Source organism: Oxalobacter vibrioformis (genome assembly GCF_027118995.1).
Classification (GTDB): Bacteria; Pseudomonadota; Gammaproteobacteria; order Burkholderiales; family Burkholderiaceae_D; genus Oxalobacter; species Oxalobacter vibrioformis.
In genome coordinates, this window is record NZ_CP098242.1 from 704,600 (window position 1) to 725,282 (window position 20,683).

Sequence of the window (20,683 nt, forward strand, 5' to 3'; positions counted from 1 at the left end):
CTGACATGAAAGCCTATTTCCGTGTTCTGAAAATGCTGCTGCATGCCTTTTCGGCAGTACTGACCGGTATTTTCCGTTACCCGTCATGGACACCCGAAAAACAGCGGGAATATATCCAGAACTGGTCCAGAAAACTTTTCCGGATCATCGGCATTCGGATTACCGTTATCAATGAGCACCTGCTGGCGCCGCATGCCCTGATTGTTTCAAACCACCTCTCATGGCTGGATATTTTCCTGATCAATACGGCACAGCCCAGCCGCTTTATCGCCAAGGACTCCATCCGCTCATGGCCGCTGATCGGATGGCTGGCAACCCGAGCCGGCACCGTTTACCTGAAACGCAACAATGCCCGGGACCTTCGGAATACGTTTCGGGCCCTGGTTACTCATCTGCACCAGGGGGAATATTTTGTTTTTTTCCCGGAAGGCACATCCGGCGGCAGCCAGAACCGGCTGCTTCCTTTTCATTCCAATCTTTTTGAGGCCGCCATTGAAGCCGGCGCACCGGTTCAGCCATGTGTTTTGCATTACGTGGATGAAAACGATCATTTCCACCCTTCCATTGAGTCAGAAACCAAGCTGTCCCTGGTTGACAACATCATGCGCGTATTAAACACCGACACCATCCGGGCTGAACTGACTATCCTGCCTGTTATTGAATCTGCCGGCATGCAGCGCAGGGTGCTTTCACAGCAAGCGCATGAGGTCATCCAGACAGAACTCAAAAAACATCCGGCGTACAAAGGCCCTGGCAATCCACCTGATACAGCGCCCGGTCATCAAGACGCACCGCCGTAAGCTGCCGCCCCCAGACGCATCCCGTATCCAGTGCCATCAGATCGGGACGCAGCAGCAATCCCAGTGCCGACCAGTGCCCGAAAATAATGGTATCGTTTTTCGTCTGGCGGGCCTTCACATCAAACCAGGGAATAAAACCGGCCGGTGCCTCGGATAACCCTTCCTTGGCATCGAATTCCATTTCCCCGTCTTCACTGCAAAAACGCAGGCGTGTCAGGCCATTCACAATGCAACGCAACCGATCAGTCCCGGTCAGATCATCCTGCCATGTTGCGGGCTGATCGCCATACATTTCCTGCATGAAAACCATCCAGTCGGGCCCCTGCAATACCGACTCGACTTCTTTTGCCAGCATCAGCGTCTGCTCCACTGTCCACTGGGGAAGTACGCCCGCATGAACAAGCAACATCCCGCTCTCGGCATACGCCAGCGGGCGGCGGCGCAGCCAGTCGATCAGCTCGTCACCATCAGGCGCATCAAAGATGGCCTGGAGTGAACCCAGCCTCTCCTTTTTTCGTGCCCCGGCAGCAATAGCCAGAAGATGCAAATCATGGTTTCCCAGAACAGACACCGCCATCTCCCCCATATCCCGGACAAAGCGCAATGTTTCAAGCGAATGCGGCCCCCGATTCACCAGATCGCCGGCAAAAAGATAACGGGCATCGGGCGTATCGTGTTCAATTTTTTTCATCAGCATCTTAAGCGGCTCCAGACACCCCTGTATATCGCCAATGGCATACGTTTTCATACGCTGTCTTTCTTTTTGAAAATGGCACAGGCTGGCGCATGTCATGTAAAATCAGTCTTTTAGCCAACCCCGTCCTTATTTTAATCCGATCATGACACAAAACCTTGATTCCACCATCATTGCCGCTTATTTACAGGATAATCCGCATTTTTTTAATGAGCATGCAGAACTGCTGGCTGATGTCCAACTGACAAGCCCGCTTCTGGGTAAAGCCATTTCGCTGCATGAACGGCAAATCGAAATCGTGCGGGAAAAAAACAAGGGACTGGAATTGCGCATTGCTGAGCTCGTCCGGATCGCCCGGGATAATGACACCCTGATGCACCGCATTCAGGAATGGACACGCGCTATCCTGAAAGTACAGCAGGAGTCAGACCGCGCAAAAACGCTGGTTTCAGAATTACAGACCATTTTCTCCATTCCGCAGGCAACGCTCCGGCTCTGGGATATTGATGAACCGTATGCAGACGAATGGTTCGCGCAGGATGTATCAGAAGCTATCCGGATTTTTGCCCAGGGCCTGCAGGCGCCTTACTGCGGAAAAAACAATGATTTTGAAGCCAGCCACTGGTTTGGCGAATCGGTTTCTATTGAATCCATTGCCCTGATTCCACTCAAAACAGAAACCGGCACCTTTGGACTGCTGGTTCTTGGTTCGCCCGATGCCGCCCGTTTCCGTGCCGATATGGCGACGGATTTTCTGTCTGAAATTTCCCAGACGGCAAGCGCAGCCCTGATGTGTCTTATTGGTTGAAACCCGTATGCCCGCCCGTCAGGTATTCCAGACAGATGAGGCAGCTATCAATGCCTATCTGGATGGCCTGCTGACACAACGAAAATTGTCAGGCCATACGGTGGATAATTACCGGCGGGATCTCTTCCAGCTCCAGAAGATGTCAGAGGATATCCCGCTGGGGAAGCTGACACATCACCAGATACGCCGTTTTGTTTCCAGGCTGCACGCGTCAGGAATGAATCCCCGCTCCATTGCCCGCAAGCTCTCTGCCTGGCGGGGTTTTTATCAGTGGCTGGCTGAACAGACCGGGCTGCCGGCCAACCCGGCAGAAACCATCAAGGCACCCCGGCGGGTGAAGGGCCTGCCCAAAGCGCTCTCAGTAGACGATGCAGTACAACTGGTTGCCACGCCATCAGCGCCTCCTCACCACGGAGAGGATGATACGATCACCCCGATATGCAACCAGGCCATGTTTGAACTGCTGTATTCGAGTGGTTTGCGGGTATCTGAATTGACCGGGCTGGATGTGCGCCATATCCAGGAAAACGGCTATACCTCATTTAGCTGGATTAACCTGAATGACCAGGAAATTTTTGTAACAGGCAAAGGCAATAAAAAACGGATTGTGCCGGTTGGCCAGGCTGCCATCGACGCCATCAAGGCATGGCTGTCTGTGCGTGAGCAATTGATACAACCAAAAGAAGCTGATGGACAGCGCGCACTTTTCATCAATCAGCGCGGACGCCGCATGACACCGCGTATCGTGCAGATGCGACTGAAGGCGCATGCACAGGCACTGGGCCTGCCACTCAATGTCCATCCCCATGTCCTGCGGCATTCTTTTGCATCCCACATTCTCCAGTCATCCGGCGATCTGCGTGCCGTACAGGAGATGCTGGGGCATGCATCCATTGCCTCGACACAGATCTACACCGCCCTGGATTTTCAGCACCTTGCCCGTATTTATGATGCCGCCCATCCCCGGGCAAAAAAGAAATAACACAAAACACTATGGCACTGATTCCCGTCACCATCATTACCGGCTTTCTCGGCGCCGGAAAAACCACGCTTTTGAACCGGATTCTGACTGATAATCACCAGCAGAAAATCGCTGTCATCGAAAATGAATTCGGGCCGGAAAATATCGACAGTTCCATTCTGGTAGAAACCCGCGCCGAAGAAATCATTGAAATGAGCAATGGTTGTATCTGCTGTACTGTGCGGGGTGATCTGGTTATTGCCCTGAATTCGCTGACAGAAAAACGTGACACCGGTACACTGGATTTTGACCGCGTCATTATTGAAACGACCGGACTGGCTGACCCCGGCCCTCTTGTTCAGACCTTTTTCATGGACCCGGATGTCTCGCGTGCCTACCTGATAGACGGTATTGTCACACTGGTCGATGCCGTTCATGCCATGCAACAACTGGATGAGTTTGAAGAAGCAAGACGCCAGGCAGGATTTGCCGATCGCATATTGCTCTCAAAAACCGATCTTGTCTCCGCAGATGAAATCGACATACTGATTGCGCGTCTTCACCGGATCAATCCGCAAGCAACTATCGACAGGGTTGATTTCGGATGCATTGCACTGGACAAGGTACTGGGCCTGAAAGGCTTTCACCTGAACAGCCGCCTGGATGTCACCATACCAATTGCCGATCACAGTCATCATCACGAGGGACCCTGTGGACCGGATTGCCATCATGGACATGCCCGTCATCTGGATGATATCCGGGCCTTCGTTTTCCGGAGCGAACGCCCTTTCAATCCGGACATGCTGAATCATTTCCTGTCAAAAATGCTTCAGGCATACGGCAGCCAGATGATGCGATACAAGGGCATTCTCTATATGGAAAATGCGGACAGCAAGGTCGTCTTTCAGGGCGTGCACCAGCTGATGGGCTCGGATATCGTGGAAAAATGGGCAGATGGTGAAACGCGTCAAAGCACAATGGTCTTCATCGGAAAGGATCTGCCGGAGTCTGCTTTCAGGGAAGGGTTGACGGGGTGTCTGATATAAACTGGATATATGGATGAAAAAACAGTAGTATTATGGATTAATTAATTTTGTGGAGCTTGACTGGGGTCATTTCTGCAAATAAATTTACTTGCAGAACTTTTGAATCCATTGTGCAATACTTATCTTATTTATAAAGTTGCCCGGTTTTATAATTAACCCACACAAAGTGAAGGGAGTAAGCAACGTGAAGACAAAAGCGAAAAAGGCGGCATCTGCAAAATCAGCAGATAATGTACTCCTCACTGAAGAGCAGATTCTGAAAATGGGTGAGAAGGATTATATGAATCCTGCCCAGCTTGCTTTTTTCAGGAACCGTTTGAAAGAACTTGAAAGCACGCTCATCAAGAATGCCGGTGAGACGACAGAAAACCTTCGGGACACTCCACTGGTTCCGGACCCGGCTGATCGTGCCACCATTGAGGAAGAACATGCACTTGAACTGCGGACGCGGGATCGTGAGCGCAAGCTTCTGAAAAAAGTACAGCAATCCATTGCCAGCATTGATGCTGAAGAATATGGCTGGTGTGAAGAAACAGGTGAGCCTATTGGTGTTCCGCGACTGCTGGCTCGTCCAACCGCTACCTTGTCGCTCGAAGCACAACAGCGCCGTGAACTCAAACAGAAATTGTATGGCGACTGATTCGCTTTTACTTTTTTGACACCATATAAAAAAAGCGCATGATCATCATGCGCTTTTTTTTGAAATTACATACTTAAGCCTTTAGAATCTACCTCTTAATTAAACGCTCGGGTAAATACTTTTAAACATCATTAGTCAGAACTATTTTTCAAGTTTTTTTGCACCACAAAGAGTCGTTGCCAAACCACGGTTCAACTGCCTTCTCGTACCAGCTTGATAATAACAATCAATAGTCTTTTTTGCACTAATTGAGCCCGCGCATAAATCTACGGCGATACCACGAGGTATGCTGTTGTCTATTTCGGCTACCTTTTGATAACACTTAACAGGCTCGGATGTCCACGTTCCCGAGCAAAGCTTTGTTGCTGATGGTAATTTCCGAATCTACTATTGCTATATCATTCAGACAATCGAGAAGATCGTAAGCAAATGCAGCCGTACAATAGGTGACGGTAAATAATAAGAGAAAACTGCGAACAATTCGGATCAGTTTATCGGTTTTGACACTCATTTACTGTCTCCATTTTTCGAGGGGCGAAACCACACTTGGTTGAGGTGTTGTAAAAGCCAAGTATCAATACTTTTTCATCTCTCTTTACGAATCAGCGCCTGACAACCAATGGACGACGTCCGGTGCTCTCGATTTGCTGGGCGGCATAATCCGCTTCTTCCTGTGAACCAAACGGCCCGGCAAACAAACGGTAATAGTCGTCTGCCATGACAAGTTCCATTCCTGGCAGGATGTGCGCCCAGTTCAAGGCATATTCAGCCTGCGTTGCCTGTGCATTTCCGATTTGCTGGTAGGCGCCCAACTGTAGGTAATAGGCAACCACTTTTGACGGCTGGTTTGCCGTAACGACACTACCGGCCGCACCGGTTGATGCCACCGCCACAACGACAGCCGGTTTTGTCTGTTGCTCTACAGCAGGTTGCTGGGCGACAGCAACCGTCTGGCGCGTACTTTGCTGTATAGGTGGTGGATTACTGGTTCTTGCCAGATTGATGCGCTCGATTTCATCAGGCAAAAGATGCTCAACTTCTAAAAGCGCACTTCCCTGATTCAGGTATCCCAGCTTCATTGCTGCGGTATAGGACAGGTCAATAATCCGGTCAGAATGGAACGGGCCGCGATCATTCACCCTGACAATAATCTGTTTTCCTGTATTGACATTGGTTACACGCACATAGCAGGGAAGCGGCAATGTCGGATGGGCTGCTGTCATTTTAAACATGTCATAAACCTCACCGGATGAGGTCTTGTTGCCATGGAATTTTTTGCCGTACCAACTGCCATGCCCCTGAACTTTATAAGGGCGGTTGTTCGTGACGGGCACATAGGTTTTGCCAAATACAGTATAGGGCCGGTTGGCTGCACGGGCATAGGGCTCTACACGGGGAATGGCATCGGGCGTATTCATCAGGTCTTCCGGTGTGTATTCCATCGGACCATCATCCAGATAGTACCCTCCCCGTCCGGAGCCGGCCTTGGGAAGGCCTGAACCGGTTCCGGCAGAAGCGGTTGTTCCGGATGTTTTTCCCGGATATCTTCCGGACGATTTCGGGGTAGTGGAACACCCTGCCAGCATCAAGCAACACACGGCGAACAATACAACCAGCAGATTGATGGAAATAGAGAAAGATTGTGTGTTGTCTGAGACAGAGCGATCAACAATAGCATTCATCTGTTTTGAGTCCATACGGCAAAATCATTCTTTAAAGCAACATTGCCATTGTAAACCAAATGATGCGCTCACTGGTCTTTCTTAGGTTGCCCCTAAGTCTGCACCAGCTTCCGGTGTCGCTGGATATTCATCAGAATACCGGTACCGAAGCCCAGGGTAACCATTGCTGTCCCGCCATAGCTCATGAAGGGGAGTGGAACCCCCACAACAGGCAATATACCGCTCACCATTCCCATATTCACAAATGCATAGGTAAAAAACATCATGGTAATGGCACCGGCCAACAGGCGTGAGAAAAGCGATGACGCCTGCATGGTAATCGTCATGCCGCGCCCGATAAGTATCAGGTATAAAATAAGCAGCACAATATTGCCAATCAGACCGAATTCTTCGGCATAAACCGCAAAGATAAAGTCTGTCGTTCGTTCGGGCACAAAATGCAAATATGCCTGTGTTCCCTGTAACCACCCCTTTCCGGTCACTCCTCCCGAACCAATGGCAATCATGGACTGGATGATATGGAATCCTTTTCCAAGCGGATCGGAAGAAGGATCAATCAACATCATGACTCGCTGGCGCTGATAGTCATGGAGCATGCTCCATGCAAGGGGCAGGCTGGCGGCCACCGTCGCCACCAGCGCCGCGATGGCTTTCCACGACAGGCCTGCCAGGAAAATAACGTAAAAGCCGGATGCGGTAACCAAAAGCGCGGTACCCAGATCAGGCTGTTTCATGATAAACGCGACAGGAATGCCAAGCAAAACTGCCGCACCCAGAAACTCCCGCCAGCCGAGCTGTCCCTCACGACGCTGGAAAAACCACGCCAGCATCATGGGAACGGCTATTTTCATCATCTCGGAAGGCTGGATAATAATGCCGACATTCAGCCAGCGGCGAGCGCCTTTTCTGATCAGGCCAAACATGGCAACTGCCAAAAGCAGGGCAATGCCAATAGTGTACAGCGGGACGGCCAACCGCATCAGGACCGGCTGCGGCACACTGGCAGCAATCCACATGATAACAAAACCCAGCAGGATATTGCGCAACTGGTCTTCTATGCGCCCCGGGAAATCAATCCCTGCCGAATAAAGCGTAATCAGTCCGGTAGAAACAATCAGAAAAACAATCAGTGCCAGCGGTCCATCCAGAACTGTCACATACCTTCTGAAAAAATTCACTATCGTTGTTCTGTCAGGTATATTCATTGCGCCAACCCGTTATTGCCACTGTTGTTCTTTTTTCTGCCATTCGCACTGCCTGATTCTTCAGGCACTACCGGAGATAATTCCTCTTCCCGTCCCACGGCTGGCACGACATCTTCTTCAATATCCTCGTCATCCTCTTCTTCTGTCTCTGCCGGAACCTCCGGTACATATGCCCTTTCATTCTTATCAGGACGTTTGCCCAGTAAATGATAATCCAGCGCTTTTTTTGCGATTGGCGCTGCTGACGTCGCCCCGAATCCTCCATTTTCTACAATGAGGGCAATGGCAATTGTCGGCTTGTCGACAGGAGCGAAAGCAATATACAGGGCGTGGTCACGGTGTTTTTCAGCAATCCGGCTGGCAACATATTTCTCATTCTGCTTCATACCGATAACCTGGGAAGTCCCGGTTTTTCCGGCCGATTCATAGCCCGCCCTGCCAAATATCCTGGCTGAGGTTCCTTCCTTGGTCACCCCCACCATCGCACGCTTGATGACCTCCACATTTTCCGGTTTGAGTGCGACCTCTCTGGACTCTGCCACAACCGCAACCTTTTCGCGTGTCACACTGTTTTCCAGCGCATGAACAAGATGTGGCTTTCGCGTCTTGCCACCATTGGCTAACATCGCGGTTGCATAGGCCAGTTGCATCGGCGTGAACGAGTTATATCCCTGTCCAATTCCCAGTGAAATGGTTTCGCCTGCATACCATTTCTGCTGTTCCGGTGTCTTGAATGCGGTTCTTTTCCATTCGGTTGACGGCAACAGCCCTTTTCTCTCATGGGCCAGATCAATGCCGGTCAACTGACCGAAACCGAATTTTTTCATGAAATCGTGCATCATATTCACACCCATGTCGTTTGCGAGGATGTAGTAATACGTATCGCAGGAATGCACGATGGATTTGTACATATCGACAATACCGTGCCCACCGACTTTGTCATCACGGAAGCGGTGGTTGCCAAAATAAAAATAGCCTGGATCAGAAATGGCAGACTCCGGCGTCCGCTTTCCCAGCTCAAGCGCAGCCAGGGCCATGAAGGGCTTGTAAGTGGAACCCGGTGGGTAGGCGCCCCGCAACGGACGATTGATCAATGGATGATCGGGTGAATTATTGAGTTCATCCCAGCTTTGCTGGTCAATGCCTTCCACAAAGAGATTGGGATCATAAGTCGGTGTCGAAACATAAGCAAGCACCTCTCCCGTTTCCGGCTGTATCGCCACCAGCGCCCCCCGGCGATTGCCAAAGGCTTCTTCCACCACTTTCTGAAGCTCGATATCAATCGACAGATACAGGTTGTTACCCGGAACCGGCGCGCTATGAGAAAGCGTCCGTATTGCCCTGCCGCCCGCGGAAACTTCCATTTCCTCATATCCGGTTATGCCATGCAATTCCCGCTCATGGCTCTTTTCAACACCTTCTTTACCAATGTAATTGGTCCCGCGGTAATTGGCCTCATCCTCTTCAGTGAGATTTTCGATATCCTTCTGGCTCATCCGGCCGATATACCCAATCACGTGCGACGCCGCGCTGCCCATCGGATATTGCCTGAAAAGCCTTGCCTGGATATCAACGCCGGGAAAACGATATCGCTGCACAATAAAACGCGCCACTTCCTCATCGGTCAAGCGACTTCGGATAAGAATGCTTTCAAACCGCTTGGACTCTTCATACAGTTTTTTGAAACGTTTCCGGTCACGTGATTTGATCGTGACAATTTCGGCCAGTTCATTAATGACGTCATCCAGTTTCCCCCGGATTTTTGATGGCGTTATCTCCAGCGTGTAGGCAGAATAATTTCGTGCCAGCAAAACGCCGTTTCGATCCATGATCAATCCCCTGTTAGGGACAATGGGCACAATGGAGATGCGATTTTCCTCTGCCTGGGAGGCAAATTTATCATGGCGAACAACCTGCAGCCAGAAAAAACGGACAAACAGAACGAAAAAACAAATCAGAACCAGCCCGACCAGCACCGCCAGTCGCCAGCGAAAAAAGTGTAGGTCGCGGTCTGTATCGTTCAGATTTGCCATGCCAGGAACTGATTAGCGTTTTTTCAATCAACAATAAGGGTCAAACCGGAAAACCCTGCCGGTTTTACAGGGGGCGATCCAGATCCTTGTCAATAGCCCGTCGTTGTGGTGCCAGGAGGACAACGGTCAAAAGCGGCCACAGGGCAGCGGCAACACAACTGTCCAACAGATACAGCCAACTGGAAAAACGGTCATTGATCAGGAATTGGACAAACATCTGTATCAACTGCGTTAAAAGCAGCAGGGCCAAAACAAGCCATACCTGCTTCCTGAGCGGAAACCACAAGACACGCCGGTGAATGGTGATAGCCAGATAGGATAGAACAGCATAAGCCAGTGCATTTTCACCAAAAAGCGTCGCATTGTTCACATCCATCAGCAAGCCCATGCAAAATGCCGTGCCCATCCCAACCCGCCTTGGCTGGTGAACGCCCCAGAATACGAGACAAAGTGCCACAAAATCGGGCATACCGACTATCTGTCCCCAGGGTTGCAGATTCAGCAAAAACGCGATAAAAAGGGTAATGGCAATAAAAACCGGGCTGGCAGGCAATAAAATGGTTTTTGCAAGCTGTGATCGACTCATTTCACCCCCGCTTTTTTCCTGGCCGCCGTAATATCAGCCCCTCGGCGTTTTTTGCCACCCGTTTCATCTTCACCTTCTTCAGGCGGAGGAGGAGCAACACTGGTGTCGGTCAATAAAACCAACACCTGCCGGTTCCGGTCCAGACCTGCTAATGGCCGGCAAAGAATATGGTTAAACGATCCGGATGCATTATCACTGACATCCACGACCTCACCAACAGCCAGCCCTGGCGGATACAGGCCGTCAATACCTGAAGTCACGACGACATCACCTGGCTGGATATCGGCATTGGCCTCCATGAATCGCAATTCAAGATAACCGGACTGACCACGGCCATAGGCAATACTGCGTATACCGGTCCTGGCGGCAAGGACCGGTATGGCCTGGTCCTTGTCTGTCAAAAGGGTAACTTCGGAAGTGGAAAGGAAAACACGGGTAACCTGCCCGATAACGCCATTTTCATCAATAACCGGCTGCCCGGCGACGACATCGTCGTTACTGCCCCTGTTCAAGACCACTTTGCGGGCATAGGATGTTCTTGCGTCATAGAGAATTTCAGCCGGCACGGATTTAACGGAAAGCCGTTCATTCAGTTTGAGTAATTGCCTCAGATGGGCATTTTCGCTTGCCAGTTGCTCAGCCTGCTGCAATGTCTGCGCATTTTCCAGTTCCCGCTTGCGCAACACATCCACTTCCTCCTGCAGGGAAGTCACTGATGTGAAATAGTCTCCAGCGCCATACAACATATCCCTTGGCATAAGGGCTGCTTTCTGGAAGGGATATAAAACAAAGCAGATTGCCTGGCGTACCTGGACAAGCGCATGCAGCCGTGAATCAATCATCAGCATGATGATGGCTGCAAGGATATAGACAGCAACTCTTACGCGAGCCGGTGCGCCTTGTTTGAATAGGGGCGGTGGTGCGTATTGCATAACAGCGCCGGTTATAAATACCACATCTCACAGATGTCATCTGTGAATAAAAACTGATGAGTATCGTTACTCCAAACCGGCCTGGTCATACAGACTATTATTCGTAGGAGAAAATGGAACCAAGCTGATCGATTTTGTCCAGTGCAATACCGCAACCACGCACAACACAGGTCAGCGGATCTTCGCCGATCAGAACCGGCAAACCGGTTTCTTCCATGAGCAGGCGATCAATGTCATGCAAGAGGGCGCCACCGCCGGTCAGCATCATGCCCTTTTCAGCAATATCGGCGCCCAGTTCCGGCGGCGTCTGCTCCAGTGCATTTTTGACAGCCGACACAATCTGATTGAGCGGATCAGTCAATGCCTCAAGAATTTCATTGCTGGAAATGGTGAAAGAGCGGGGAATACCTTCGGAAAGATTCCGGCCCTTGACTTCCATTTCCTTGACTTCCGTGCCGGGAAAAGCAGAACCAATGCTCTTTTTAATGGCTTCCGCTGTCTGCTCACCTACCAGCATGCCGTAGTTACGACGGATATAGTTGACAATCGCGTCATCAAAACGATCACCGCCAACACGGACAGAACCCTTGTAAACCATACCGCCAAGCGAAATAATGCCCACCTCGGTCGTACCGCCGCCAATATCCACCACCATGGAACCTGTTGCCTCGGAAACCGGCAGGCCGGCGCCAATAGCAGCAGCCATCGGCTCTTCAATCAGATAGACCTTGGAGGCACCGGCACCCAGCGCTGACTCACGAATGGCCCGGCGTTCCACCTGGGTTGAACCGCAGGGAACACAAACGATAATACGTGGTGAGGGTTTGAAAAATTTGGAATCATGCACCATACGGATGAACTGCTTGAGCATCTGCTCGGTAACGGTAAAATCCGCAATCACGCCGTCTTTCATGGGACGGATGGCTTCAATATTGCCCGGAACCTTGCCAAGCATCTGCTTGGCTTCATGGCCGACTGCCTGAATATTTTTCTTCGCATTGGGTCCGCCTTCCTGGCGGATAGCGACAACTGAAGGCTCATCAAGAATGATGCCTGAGTTCCTGACGTATATCAGTGTATTTGCTGTACCCAGATCTATTGCCAGATCATTTGAAAAATAGCTGCGTAAAAATCCAAACATGAACAATCCTGATGCGCATTAGCAAGCGCGTTAACTTTAAATAAACCCCGAAACCGGGAATTTGTACGATGCAAATAATAACCTCAATTCGTTTAAAAAAAAACGAACCAAACATAAACGCGATATTCTACCTTATAATTTGCTTGATATTCAGTACTATTACGTCATAACCACTGCTTTCTGCTGACTTTTTTCAGTTTTGTCGCTTTTTTAACTTTTTTCAGACTCGAAATCACAAAAATTATGCATCTCACGCCATCCGATGTCCTCCATATTGCCCAACTGTCTCAATTGGAAGTTCCTGAAAATCAGCTGCAAAAAAATCTGGATCAGTTAAACGATATTTTTTCTCTTATCGAAAAAATGCGGGCCATTGATACAGCAGGTGTTGAGCCACTCAGCCATCCTATTGCTGCTTATTATGACAATCTTTCCTTGCGTCTGAGGGAAGACCAGATTACAGAAACGGATCATCATGCGGAGTACCAGAAATCAGCGCCGGCGGTGGAAAACGGCCTTTATCTGGTCCCGAAGGTCATTGAATAATGGCCTGGCACTTTTTCAGGAATTCATTTTTTACTACAAGCTGAACCTTCGCCGCTGACAACCTCATGTATACCAAAACCATTTCAGAACTCTCATCCCTGCTCCATGCCGGCCAGATTTCCGCAACTGAACTCTCCCGGCTGTTTCTTGAACGCATTCATCAAAGTGATCTGAATGCCTTTTTACATGTGGATGACACACTGACGCTAGCGCAGGCAAAAGCTGCTGATGAAAAATTCGCAAAAAAAGAAGCCGGCAAACTGACCGGTATTCCGGTTGCGCACAAGGATGTTTTTGTGACAAAGGGCTGGCGATCAACCGCCGCCTCAAAAATGCTGGCCAATTACACCAGCCCGTTTGACGCCGCCGTCGTTGAAAAACTGCAACAGGCTGGCATGGTCACATTGGGCAAGCTGAACTGTGATGAATTTGCCATGGGTTCCTCCAATGAAACGTCATGGTTCGGTCCGGTTAAAAATCCCTGGGATAAAACGGCAATACCAGGCGGCTCATCCGGCGGCTCGGCGGCTGCTGTTGCCGCCGGTCTCACACCCGTTGCGACCGGAACCGATACTGGCGGCTCGATCAGGCAGCCTGCTTCATTTTGCGGCATCACCGGCATCAAGCCCACTTACGGCCGTGTATCGCGCCATGGCATGATGGCTTACGCCTCCTCAATGGACCAGGGCGGTCCGCTTGCCAAAACGGCAGAAGACTGTGCCATGCTGTTAACCGCAATAGCCGGATTTGATCCGCGTGACTCTACCAGTGTTGAGCGCGAAACCGAGGATTTTACGCGTGACCTGAACAAACCGCTGACCGGCCTGAAAATCGGTATCCCGCGCGAGTACTTTGGTGAGGGCCTGGCCGCCGATGTGGAACAGGCTGTACGAAATGCCCTTGCTGAATACGAAAAGCTGGGGGCCTCCCTGGTAGACATTTCCCTGCAGAATACGACCATGTGCATCCCTGCCTATTATGTTATCGGCTCAGCTGAGGCATCATCCAATCTCAGCCGTTTTGATGGCATCCGATATGGCTTCCGTGCGGAAAACTATACCGACCTGCAGGATATGTACCGCAAAACCCGGACAGAAGGTTTTGGCGAAGAAGTCAGACGCCGGATTATCATGGGCACCTATGTATTAAGCCACGGTTACTACGACGCCTACTACATTCATGCGCAAAAAATCCGCCGCCTGATTGCCGAGGATTTTCGTGCCGCCTTTACCCGGTGCGATGTCATTATGGGCCCTGTCTCACCAACTGTCGCGTGGAATATCGGGGAAAAAGCGGATGATCCGGTAGCCAGCTACCTGGGCGATATTTATACCATCTCGACCAATCTTGCCGGCCTGCCTGGCATGTCCATTCCCTGTGGTTTTGGCCAGGGCGAAATCAATTCCCGCCGTCCGGTAGGGTTGCAGTTGACAGGCAATTATTTTGATGAGATGAGACTTTTGAATATCGCACATCAATACCAGTGCGCAACCGACTGGCACTTGCGCTCGCCTGCCTGATACCGGAACAGGAATAAGATAACCGTTTAATGACATGACGAAAATAGAGGAAACATCATGCAATGGGAAGTAGTGATCGGCCTGGAAACACATGCACAACTGTCAACCGAATCCAAGATCTTCAGTGGCGCATCCACCCATTTTGGCGCCGGGCCGAATACGCAGGCCAGTGCGCTTGATCTGGCCTTGCCCGGCACATTGCCGGTAATGAATCGTGGCGCAGTGGAAAAAGCGATCCGGTTCGGCCTGGCTGTTGGGGCGGATATTGCCCCGGTATCGATTTTTGCCCGCAAAAATTATTTTTACCCCGATCTCCCCAAAGGCTATCAGATCAGCCAGCTTGAAAAACCGGTCCTGGCCGGTGGAAAAGTTTCCTTTATGCTTGAACAAAACGGTAAACAGGAAATCAAGACCATACCGTTGACGCGCGCCCATCTGGAAGAAGATGCCGGCAAATCGCTTCATGAGGATTATCTGGACATGAGCGGCATCGACTTGAACCGTGCCGGCACGCCACTGCTGGAAATCGTGACAGAACCTGATATGCGCAGTGCAGCAGAAGCCGTGGCCTATGCAAAAACCCTGCATTCACTGGTTACCTGGCTTGGTGTTTGTGACGGCAATATGCAGGAAGGCTCCTTCCGGTGCGACGCGAATGTATCGGTTCGGCCAAAAGGACAGGCCGAATTCGGCACCCGTTGCGAAATTAAAAACCTGAACTCATTCCGCAATCTGGAAGATGCCATCAACTACGAAGTACAGCGCCAGATCGAACTGATTGAAAGCGGTGGTTCTGTTGTCCAGGCAACCCGCCTGTATGACCCGGACAGGCGGGAAACCCGCGAGATGCGGACAAAGGAAGATTCACAGGACTACCGTTATTTCCCTGACCCGGATCTGCCGCCACTGGTCATCTCGCCTGAATGGATTGAAAAGGTGAAGGCACAGATGCCCGAACTGCCGGATGCCATGCGTGAGCGTTTTATCACCGATTATGGGTTGTCTGAATATGATGCCACTGTCCTGACACAGTCAAAAGCCATGGCTGATTATTATGAGAAACTGGTTGCCCGGTCGGGAATGCCGCTTGCCAAGCAAAGTGCAAACTGGCTGATGGGCGATGTCTCTTCCGCACTGAACCGGGAAAATATCGGTATTGATGAAGCGCCTGTCACAGCCGGGCAGCTTTCGCTTTTGATGACCCGTATCTCGGACGGCACCATCTCCAACAAGATTGCCAAGGAAATTTTTGCCGATATGTGGGAATCCGGATCGGGTGAAGCGGACAGTGTTGACAAAATCATTGAAGCCAAAGGCCTCAAACAGATTTCAGATGCAGGCGAGCTGGAAAAAATTATTGATGAAGTCCTTGCCGCCAACCAGAAATCGGTTGAGGAATTCCGCGCCGGCAGGGACAAGGCTTTCAACTCGCTTGTCGGCCAGGTCATGAAAGCCACCAAAGGCAAAGGCAATCCCGCACAGGTTAATGAACTGTTACGCAAAAAGCTGGCTGGATAATCGGCAATAACACGTTCCCCGGATATCTGGCATCAGGTATTCGGGGCATTGCGTTTTCTGAGCAACACCTCAAATTCTCTTGCAGGAACCGGCTCGGAAAAAATGTACCCCTGGCCATAATCGCATCCCGCCTGCTTGAGTAATGCAACCTGTGTCTCTGTCTGCACGCCCTCGGCAATCACTTTCATGCCAAGCTTGTGTCCCATCACAATAATCGCCTCGGTCAATGCCATGTCCCGGGGTTCTGTCTCAAGTTCATGAATGAATGACTGGTCAATCTTGAGATAGTCAATGTCAAATTTCTTCAGGTACGAAAGTGCAGAATAGCCGGTACCAAAATCATCCAGCGCCACTTCTATTCCTTCATGATGAAAACGAGACAGCTTATCTATGACACTTTCATTGGAGATCAGAAGCAGGCCTTCGGTGATTTCCACCACCACGCTTTTTCCTGGAACCGTGTTTTTGTGCAGGATATCAAAAAGCGTGTTGTGATTATCCTCCTCATCATGAAACTCAACAGGCGACATATTGAAGCTGATCTGGAAATCCGGATAAAAGCGTTCCCGCCATAATGCCACCTGTTTGATCACCTCGCTAAAGGCCCATTCACTGATCGAAAAGATCATGCCGGTTTCCTCAGCCAGCGGAATAAACTCCCCCGGACTGACAATGCCACGGACAGGGTGGTGCCAGCGAATCAAAGACTCTGCCTTGTGAATCATGCCGGTGGATAATTCGATAATCGGCTGATACATCACCTCAAACTGGCCTTCCTCCATGGCATTACGCAAATCATTGGTCAGTGCCATGCGGCTGCGCGCAACCTCTTCCATCGATTGCTTGAAGTAACTGATCCGGTTGCGTCCGCTTTTCTTGGCAACATGGACGGCCTGATCGGCATTCCTGAACAGGGACTCGTTGTCTTTTCCATCATCAGGATAAATAGAGACACCAATACTGGCCGTGATATAAGCCATCTCATCACCCAACGGGAATGGGGTGGCCAGTATCTGCTGCAATTCACGCGCAATCAGTCCGACATCATTAAGATCGTCGACCTCGGTCAGAATCACACCGAACTCATCACCGGCCTCACGACTGACAACATCAATATCCCTGATCGTTTTACTGATCCGGCTCGCGGCCTCCACTAAAAGCGTATCTCCCATCTCATGGCCATAGGCGTCGTTGACCCCCTTGAAATTATCCAGTCCGATGATAAGGAGAGCCAGCTTGTTGTCCGTACGATGTGCCTTGATAATTTCCTGCCGCAGGCGGTCCATAAACATGCTGCGGTTGGGAAGACCTGTCAGGAAATCAAAGTTTGCCTGACGCCAGATCAGATCCTCCGCTTCTTTTTCCTTGGTGAAATCCTTGCTGAGTTCGATATAGTTTCTGACCGACCCGTCATCGTTATACACCGCATTAATGGTCACCCATGCCGCGTAGAGCTCACCATCTTTGCGTCGGTTCCAGATTTCCCCCTGCCAGCCGCCGATAGTTTTGATGGATTCCCACATTGCCCGGAAAAAGGCCTTGTCGTGCCGGCCGGAATTTACGATTTTGGGGTCTTTCCCCACCACCTCTTCCTGCGTAAAGCCCGTCACACGCTCGTATGCCGGATTAACCGCAACAATCCTGTTATCCGCATCTGTGATCTGTATGGACTCACTGCTGTTTTTGAATACCAGTGCGGAAAGCTCCAGTCTTTCCTGCGCTTCCTTGCGTTCGGTAATGTCCCGTGCAATGCCAAGTACGCCGATAGTCTCGTCCTCCTGTGTCTTGACGAGTACCTTGATCACTTCAAAGAGCGCGCGCTTTCCGGTGGCTGGATAGGTGTACCAGACCTCACGAATTCGCAATATGCCATCAGCAAGTACCAGGTCATCCGTTTCACGAAACAGGTCGGCAAATTCCTGGTGCGGTAATTCAAAGTCGGTCCTGCCATCAATCTCACTTTCTTTCAGCCCCAGATAATTTTCAAAAGCCGTATTGCATTTGAGATACGTGCCATGCTGGTCTTTCAACCAGATAAGATCCGGAATATTCTCGAAAAGACTCCGGATACGCGCCTCACTCTCTCTCAGGTCGGTATTCACCTTCTGCAAATCCTCTGTTCTGACCTGTACCATTTCTTCCAGATTGGACAGCAGATTATTTCTCGCCTGTTGAACACGGACCAGAAGTGATGCAAGCACAAATGAAATCAGCAGGACAAAAAACGTGATGCCGATATGCTTGGCAATGGAATACGGCATGCCGGTGTTGTATTTGGCTATCGGCAAAAGCGAGACGATCTTCCACTGATAAGCTCTGATATCCACCTGGGCGTCACTGGGAGAAAATATTTTGGTACTGCCGGTACTTGACTTGTGCCAGGCTTCAAGCGGGCGCAATGTCTGGAAACTCCACAGGCCTTCCCGGGTCAGAAACTGCCCTGAATCCTCATGGCTGATCATTTCCCAGGCATCAGGATAGCGGCTCAGCATACTGCGCTCACCCTGCTGGAACATGAAAGCAAACTCATCTTCTGATGCAGGTCCTTTCAGCCAGTACCCATCCTGGTTGAGCAGCCAGATCTGGTGACTGAGCAGACTTGTCGACTGCTCAAAGCGCTGAAGCATATCACTGGCAAAAAGATTGATCATCAGGATGCCGCGTTTTTTGCCCCACTGATCAAATACCGGAACACCCAGACGAATCGTCGGAACATAAGGTACTTCGATGGCATCATGCTCAATATTCAGATCAAGAGGGGAAACATAGACCTCTCCCTTGTTGAGCTTGAATGTGTCGGCAAAAAAGTACCGGTCTTTCCTGTCCTGCAGCTTTTTTGGCAGCACGCGCTGTGGTTCAGGTGTCTGGTAGTTCACCCTGAGTCGCTCATTACCCGTTTCATCTATCCACCGGATTTTGTGGTAAACCTGCTTGATCCTTGAAAAGGTTATCCAGTCAACCGCCACCTGATCAATATTGCGGCTGGTCGGGTTATCGAGCATCTGGTGAAAGTCGGTCCGGTCATACAGATCGAGCAAATCCCGGGTGGCATACTGCAGACTTCGGTCCAGGGAGATGACACCGGCCATCACCGTGGCATACTCTGTTTTTGCATGCTGATCGTGGGTATGACGGAGTTCGTGCTGATAGTAGAAATAACTGCCGACGCAAATCACCACGGCAATAGGGATGAATGTCAGAAACAGACGCAATCCGGGACGAAATTGCATTCTTGTTACATCGACCAGCCATCTGATCACTGATTTCATCGCAACGCCCGGAAAAAGTATGACATGGTTTCTGTCTTTTACCCTGGTATGCCAGCCTGTACAAAAACAAGCCAGCACCTGTAGACAGCCGACTCCGACTGCCGGTTATTGTGTATTTCCCTTACTGCTGCCGCTCAAAAGCTCAGTCGGATTTGGGAATGCCTTCAATTTTGCTGCCCGGTTCGATCTTCCGGGTGGCAAACCAGCCCTGATTCATTTCCAGGGCATAACCAACCCATCCGCTGCTGCAATGCGAAGTGGTCGTCAGCGGTTCCATATCCTCTATATTGACGATAACCCCATCCTGATCAATAAATGCAACAGATAATGGAATATAGGTATTTTTCATCCACATGCAGACTTTTGCCGGCGCGCCAAAATCAAACAGCATCCCGCCGTTTTTATCCAGTCGCTTTCTGAACATCAGACCCTTTGTACGCTGATCCTCTGTTTTGGCAAGCTCGGCTTTTATCACATGCTTTCCGATTTTCAGATTAACGACAGGAAATTCAGATACAGGTTCTGCAGCAACAGCCGGGGAAAAAGATACCGCCAACGAGAATAATAAGGTGACAATAAAGGAAATTCTTTTCATATCATGAGCAACCGGCATCATTAATATGAAAATCATACAATACCAATAAAGAAAAAGGCAGGGAAACCCCCTGCCTTTTTTAAACGGACTGGCAAAAAATTATTTTTTTGCGTCTGCTTTTTCGACTTTGGCTTCTGCCTTGCCAGCTTTGGCTTCTGCCTTGTCAGCTTTGACTTCTGCCTTGTCAGCTTTGACTTCTGCCTTGTCAGCTTTGGCTTTTGCTTTCTTGGCAGGCGCTTTCTTGGCAGGTGCAGCTTTTTCAGCAGGTGCTTTCTCGGCAGGTGCTTTTTCAGCAGGTGCCTGGGCAAACGCAGCGGTAGCAAACAAACCGGAGATCAGAACAGCGATAAGCTTTTTCATTTTGCACATCCTTAAAATTGAAGTTGGGATAAATTGGATTCAGTAAATAACTGAATCACTGCCATTAACGGATAACGGTTTCATCCGGTTGACAGTGATTCAGCGATTTTTATCCCAAACTGCAATTATTTTTTGGCTTCAGCTTTTTCAGCTTTGGCTTCGGCTTTCTCTGCCTTGACTTCCGCTTTTTCAGCTTTCATTTCAGCCTGTGCTGGTGCCTTTTGAGGAGCAGGTGCCTGAGCGAAAGCAGCGGTGGCAAACAGGGCGGAAACAAAAACAGCGATCAGTTTTTTCATTTTCTTTATCCTTTAGAAATAATGAGGGAGGTGTCTTATTGATGGAATTGA

The 20,683-nt window shown here is 50.1% G+C and carries 19 protein-coding genes; 8 read left to right on the top strand and 11 right to left on the bottom strand.

Annotated features, from left to right (window positions below; all coding sequences use genetic code 11):
• Nucleotides 1-5: 5 nt before the first annotated feature.
• The gene (locus NB640_RS03525) at nucleotides 6-800 is read left to right on the top strand and encodes a lysophospholipid acyltransferase family protein (protein ID WP_269309779.1); all 795 of its coding nucleotides are present in this window, start codon (nucleotides 6-8) and stop codon (nucleotides 798-800) included.
• Here the strand turns inward: NB640_RS03525 and NB640_RS03530 are convergent.
• On the bottom strand, nucleotides 724-1,548 hold the full coding sequence (locus NB640_RS03530) for a symmetrical bis(5'-nucleosyl)-tetraphosphatase (protein WP_269309781.1): 825 nt from the start codon (nucleotides 1,546-1,548) through the stop codon (nucleotides 724-726). The two genes, NB640_RS03525 and NB640_RS03530, sit on opposite strands and share 77 nt — an antisense overlap.
• A gap of 91 nt (nucleotides 1,549-1,639) precedes the next feature.
• Here NB640_RS03530 and NB640_RS03535 point away from each other — a divergent pair, with 91 nt between their 5' ends.
• From NB640_RS03535 to dksA, 4 genes are all read left to right on the top strand, one after another.
• Entirely contained in the window at nucleotides 1,640-2,302 is a 663-nt protein-coding gene (locus NB640_RS03535) for a DUF484 family protein (RefSeq protein WP_269309782.1), read from the top strand.
• A gap of 7 nt (nucleotides 2,303-2,309) precedes the next feature.
• Nucleotides 2,310-3,284: a tyrosine recombinase XerC gene (gene xerC, locus NB640_RS03540; protein ID WP_269309783.1), complete on the top strand. Its 975-nt coding sequence runs from the start codon at nucleotides 2,310-2,312 to the stop codon at nucleotides 3,282-3,284.
• Between the two features lie 11 nt (nucleotides 3,285-3,295).
• A complete protein-coding gene (locus NB640_RS03545; protein ID WP_269309784.1) occupies nucleotides 3,296-4,309 on the top strand; it encodes a CobW family GTP-binding protein in 1,014 nt (337 codons plus the stop codon).
• 184 nt (nucleotides 4,310-4,493) lie between these two features.
• Nucleotides 4,494-4,949 (top strand): RNA polymerase-binding protein DksA, encoded by a 456-nt coding sequence (gene dksA, locus NB640_RS03550; RefSeq protein ID WP_269309785.1) that lies wholly within the window; start codon nucleotides 4,494-4,496, stop codon nucleotides 4,947-4,949.
• Between the two features lie 602 nt (nucleotides 4,950-5,551).
• Here the strand turns inward: dksA and NB640_RS03555 are convergent.
• From NB640_RS03555 to NB640_RS03580, 6 genes are all read right to left on the bottom strand, one after another.
• Complete coding sequence (locus NB640_RS03555) at nucleotides 5,552-6,646, bottom strand: septal ring lytic transglycosylase RlpA family protein (RefSeq protein WP_269309786.1); 1,095 nt, start codon at nucleotides 6,644-6,646, stop codon at nucleotides 5,552-5,554.
• Between the two features lie 77 nt (nucleotides 6,647-6,723).
• Nucleotides 6,724-7,836: a rod shape-determining protein RodA gene (rodA, locus tag NB640_RS03560; RefSeq protein ID WP_269309787.1), complete on the bottom strand. Its 1,113-nt coding sequence runs from the start codon at nucleotides 7,834-7,836 to the stop codon at nucleotides 6,724-6,726.
• A complete protein-coding gene (gene mrdA / locus NB640_RS03565; RefSeq protein ID WP_269309788.1) occupies nucleotides 7,833-9,869 on the bottom strand; it encodes a penicillin-binding protein 2 in 2,037 nt (678 codons plus the stop codon). The genes rodA and mrdA overlap by 4 nt, the downstream gene beginning before the upstream one ends.
• Before the next feature lie 64 nt (nucleotides 9,870-9,933).
• The gene (mreD, locus tag NB640_RS03570) at nucleotides 9,934-10,455 is read right to left on the bottom strand and encodes a rod shape-determining protein MreD (RefSeq protein ID WP_269309789.1); all 522 of its coding nucleotides are present in this window, start codon (nucleotides 10,453-10,455) and stop codon (nucleotides 9,934-9,936) included.
• Nucleotides 10,452-11,387, bottom strand: a complete 936-nt coding sequence (mreC, locus tag NB640_RS03575; protein WP_269309790.1) for a rod shape-determining protein MreC — start codon at nucleotides 11,385-11,387, stop codon at nucleotides 10,452-10,454. Before mreC ends, mreD begins: the two co-directional genes overlap by 4 nt.
• Before the next feature lie 97 nt (nucleotides 11,388-11,484).
• Nucleotides 11,485-12,528 carry a rod shape-determining protein gene (locus tag NB640_RS03580; protein WP_269309791.1) on the bottom strand — a complete coding sequence of 348 codons (1,044 nt, stop codon included), beginning with the start codon at nucleotides 12,526-12,528 and terminating at the stop codon, nucleotides 11,485-11,487.
• Between the two features lie 243 nt (nucleotides 12,529-12,771).
• On the opposite strand from NB640_RS03580, the gene gatC reads away from it, so the two are divergent.
• The 3 genes from gatC (at nucleotide 12,772) to gatB (ending at nucleotide 16,112) form a co-directional block, all read left to right on the top strand.
• A complete protein-coding gene (gene gatC / locus NB640_RS03585; protein WP_269309792.1) occupies nucleotides 12,772-13,074 on the top strand; it encodes an Asp-tRNA(Asn)/Glu-tRNA(Gln) amidotransferase subunit GatC in 303 nt (100 codons plus the stop codon).
• Nucleotides 13,075-13,139: 65 nt separating this feature from the next.
• The gene (gene gatA, locus NB640_RS03590) at nucleotides 13,140-14,594 is read left to right on the top strand and encodes an Asp-tRNA(Asn)/Glu-tRNA(Gln) amidotransferase subunit GatA (RefSeq protein WP_269309793.1); all 1,455 of its coding nucleotides are present in this window, start codon (nucleotides 13,140-13,142) and stop codon (nucleotides 14,592-14,594) included.
• A 57-nt stretch (nucleotides 14,595-14,651) separates the two neighbouring features.
• Nucleotides 14,652-16,112 carry an Asp-tRNA(Asn)/Glu-tRNA(Gln) amidotransferase subunit GatB gene (gene gatB, locus NB640_RS03595; protein WP_269309794.1) on the top strand — a complete coding sequence of 487 codons (1,461 nt, stop codon included), beginning with the start codon at nucleotides 14,652-14,654 and terminating at the stop codon, nucleotides 16,110-16,112.
• Between the two features lie 32 nt (nucleotides 16,113-16,144).
• Here gatB and NB640_RS03600 read toward each other — a convergent pair whose 3' ends face one another.
• The 4 genes from NB640_RS03600 to NB640_RS03615 all read right to left on the bottom strand — a co-directional run bounded on the left by NB640_RS03600 (nucleotide 16,145) and on the right by NB640_RS03615 (nucleotide 20,632).
• On the bottom strand, nucleotides 16,145-19,381 hold the full coding sequence (locus NB640_RS03600) for an EAL domain-containing protein (RefSeq protein ID WP_269309795.1): 3,237 nt from the start codon (nucleotides 19,379-19,381) through the stop codon (nucleotides 16,145-16,147).
• A gap of 142 nt (nucleotides 19,382-19,523) precedes the next feature.
• Nucleotides 19,524-19,856, bottom strand: a complete 333-nt coding sequence (locus tag NB640_RS03605; protein WP_332880227.1) for a DUF192 domain-containing protein — start codon at nucleotides 19,854-19,856, stop codon at nucleotides 19,524-19,526.
• Nucleotides 19,857-20,075: 219 nt separating this feature from the next.
• Nucleotides 20,076-20,336 (bottom strand): hypothetical protein, encoded by a 261-nt coding sequence (locus NB640_RS03610; protein ID WP_269309797.1) that lies wholly within the window; start codon nucleotides 20,334-20,336, stop codon nucleotides 20,076-20,078.
• Nucleotides 20,337-20,461: 125 nt separating this feature from the next.
• Nucleotides 20,462-20,632, bottom strand: coding sequence for a hypothetical protein (locus NB640_RS03615; protein ID WP_269309799.1), 171 nt, complete (start codon nucleotides 20,630-20,632; stop codon nucleotides 20,462-20,464).
• Nucleotides 20,633-20,683 lie beyond the last annotated feature (51 nt).

Bases quoted from the DNA above. Each gene is read 5' to 3' on its own strand.
- NB640_RS03610 (WP_269309797.1), bottom strand. From the start codon at position 20,336: ATGAAAAAGCTTATCGCTGTTCTGATCTCCGGTTTGTTTGCTACCGCT.
- mrdA (WP_269309788.1), bottom strand. From the start codon at position 9,869: ATGGCAAATCTGAACGATACAGACCGCGACCTACACTTTTTTCGCTGG.
- NB640_RS03525 (WP_269309779.1), top strand. From the start codon at position 6: ATGAAAGCCTATTTCCGTGTTCTGAAAATGCTGCTGCATGCCTTTTCG.
- NB640_RS03615 (WP_269309799.1), bottom strand. From the start codon at position 20,632: ATGAAAAAACTGATCGCTGTTTTTGTTTCCGCCCTGTTTGCCACCGCT.
- NB640_RS03530 (WP_269309781.1), bottom strand. From the start codon at position 1,548: ATGAAAACGTATGCCATTGGCGATATACAGGGGTGTCTGGAGCCGCTT.
- mreD (WP_269309789.1), bottom strand. From the start codon at position 10,455: ATGAGTCGATCACAGCTTGCAAAAACCATTTTATTGCCTGCCAGCCCG.
- gatC (WP_269309792.1), top strand. From the start codon at position 12,772: ATGCATCTCACGCCATCCGATGTCCTCCATATTGCCCAACTGTCTCAA.
- NB640_RS03580 (WP_269309791.1), bottom strand. From the start codon at position 12,528: ATGTTTGGATTTTTACGCAGCTATTTTTCAAATGATCTGGCAATAGAT.
- NB640_RS03600 (WP_269309795.1), bottom strand. From the start codon at position 19,381: ATGAAATCAGTGATCAGATGGCTGGTCGATGTAACAAGAATGCAATTT.
- gatA (WP_269309793.1), top strand. From the start codon at position 13,140: ATGTATACCAAAACCATTTCAGAACTCTCATCCCTGCTCCATGCCGGC.
- xerC (WP_269309783.1), top strand. From the start codon at position 2,310: ATGCCCGCCCGTCAGGTATTCCAGACAGATGAGGCAGCTATCAATGCC.
- rodA (WP_269309787.1), bottom strand. From the start codon at position 7,836: ATGAATATACCTGACAGAACAACGATAGTGAATTTTTTCAGAAGGTAT.
- NB640_RS03545 (WP_269309784.1), top strand. From the start codon at position 3,296: ATGGCACTGATTCCCGTCACCATCATTACCGGCTTTCTCGGCGCCGGA.
- mreC (WP_269309790.1), bottom strand. From the start codon at position 11,387: ATGCAATACGCACCACCGCCCCTATTCAAACAAGGCGCACCGGCTCGC.
- NB640_RS03535 (WP_269309782.1), top strand. From the start codon at position 1,640: ATGACACAAAACCTTGATTCCACCATCATTGCCGCTTATTTACAGGAT.
- gatB (WP_269309794.1), top strand. From the start codon at position 14,652: ATGCAATGGGAAGTAGTGATCGGCCTGGAAACACATGCACAACTGTCA.
- NB640_RS03555 (WP_269309786.1), bottom strand. From the start codon at position 6,646: ATGGACTCAAAACAGATGAATGCTATTGTTGATCGCTCTGTCTCAGAC.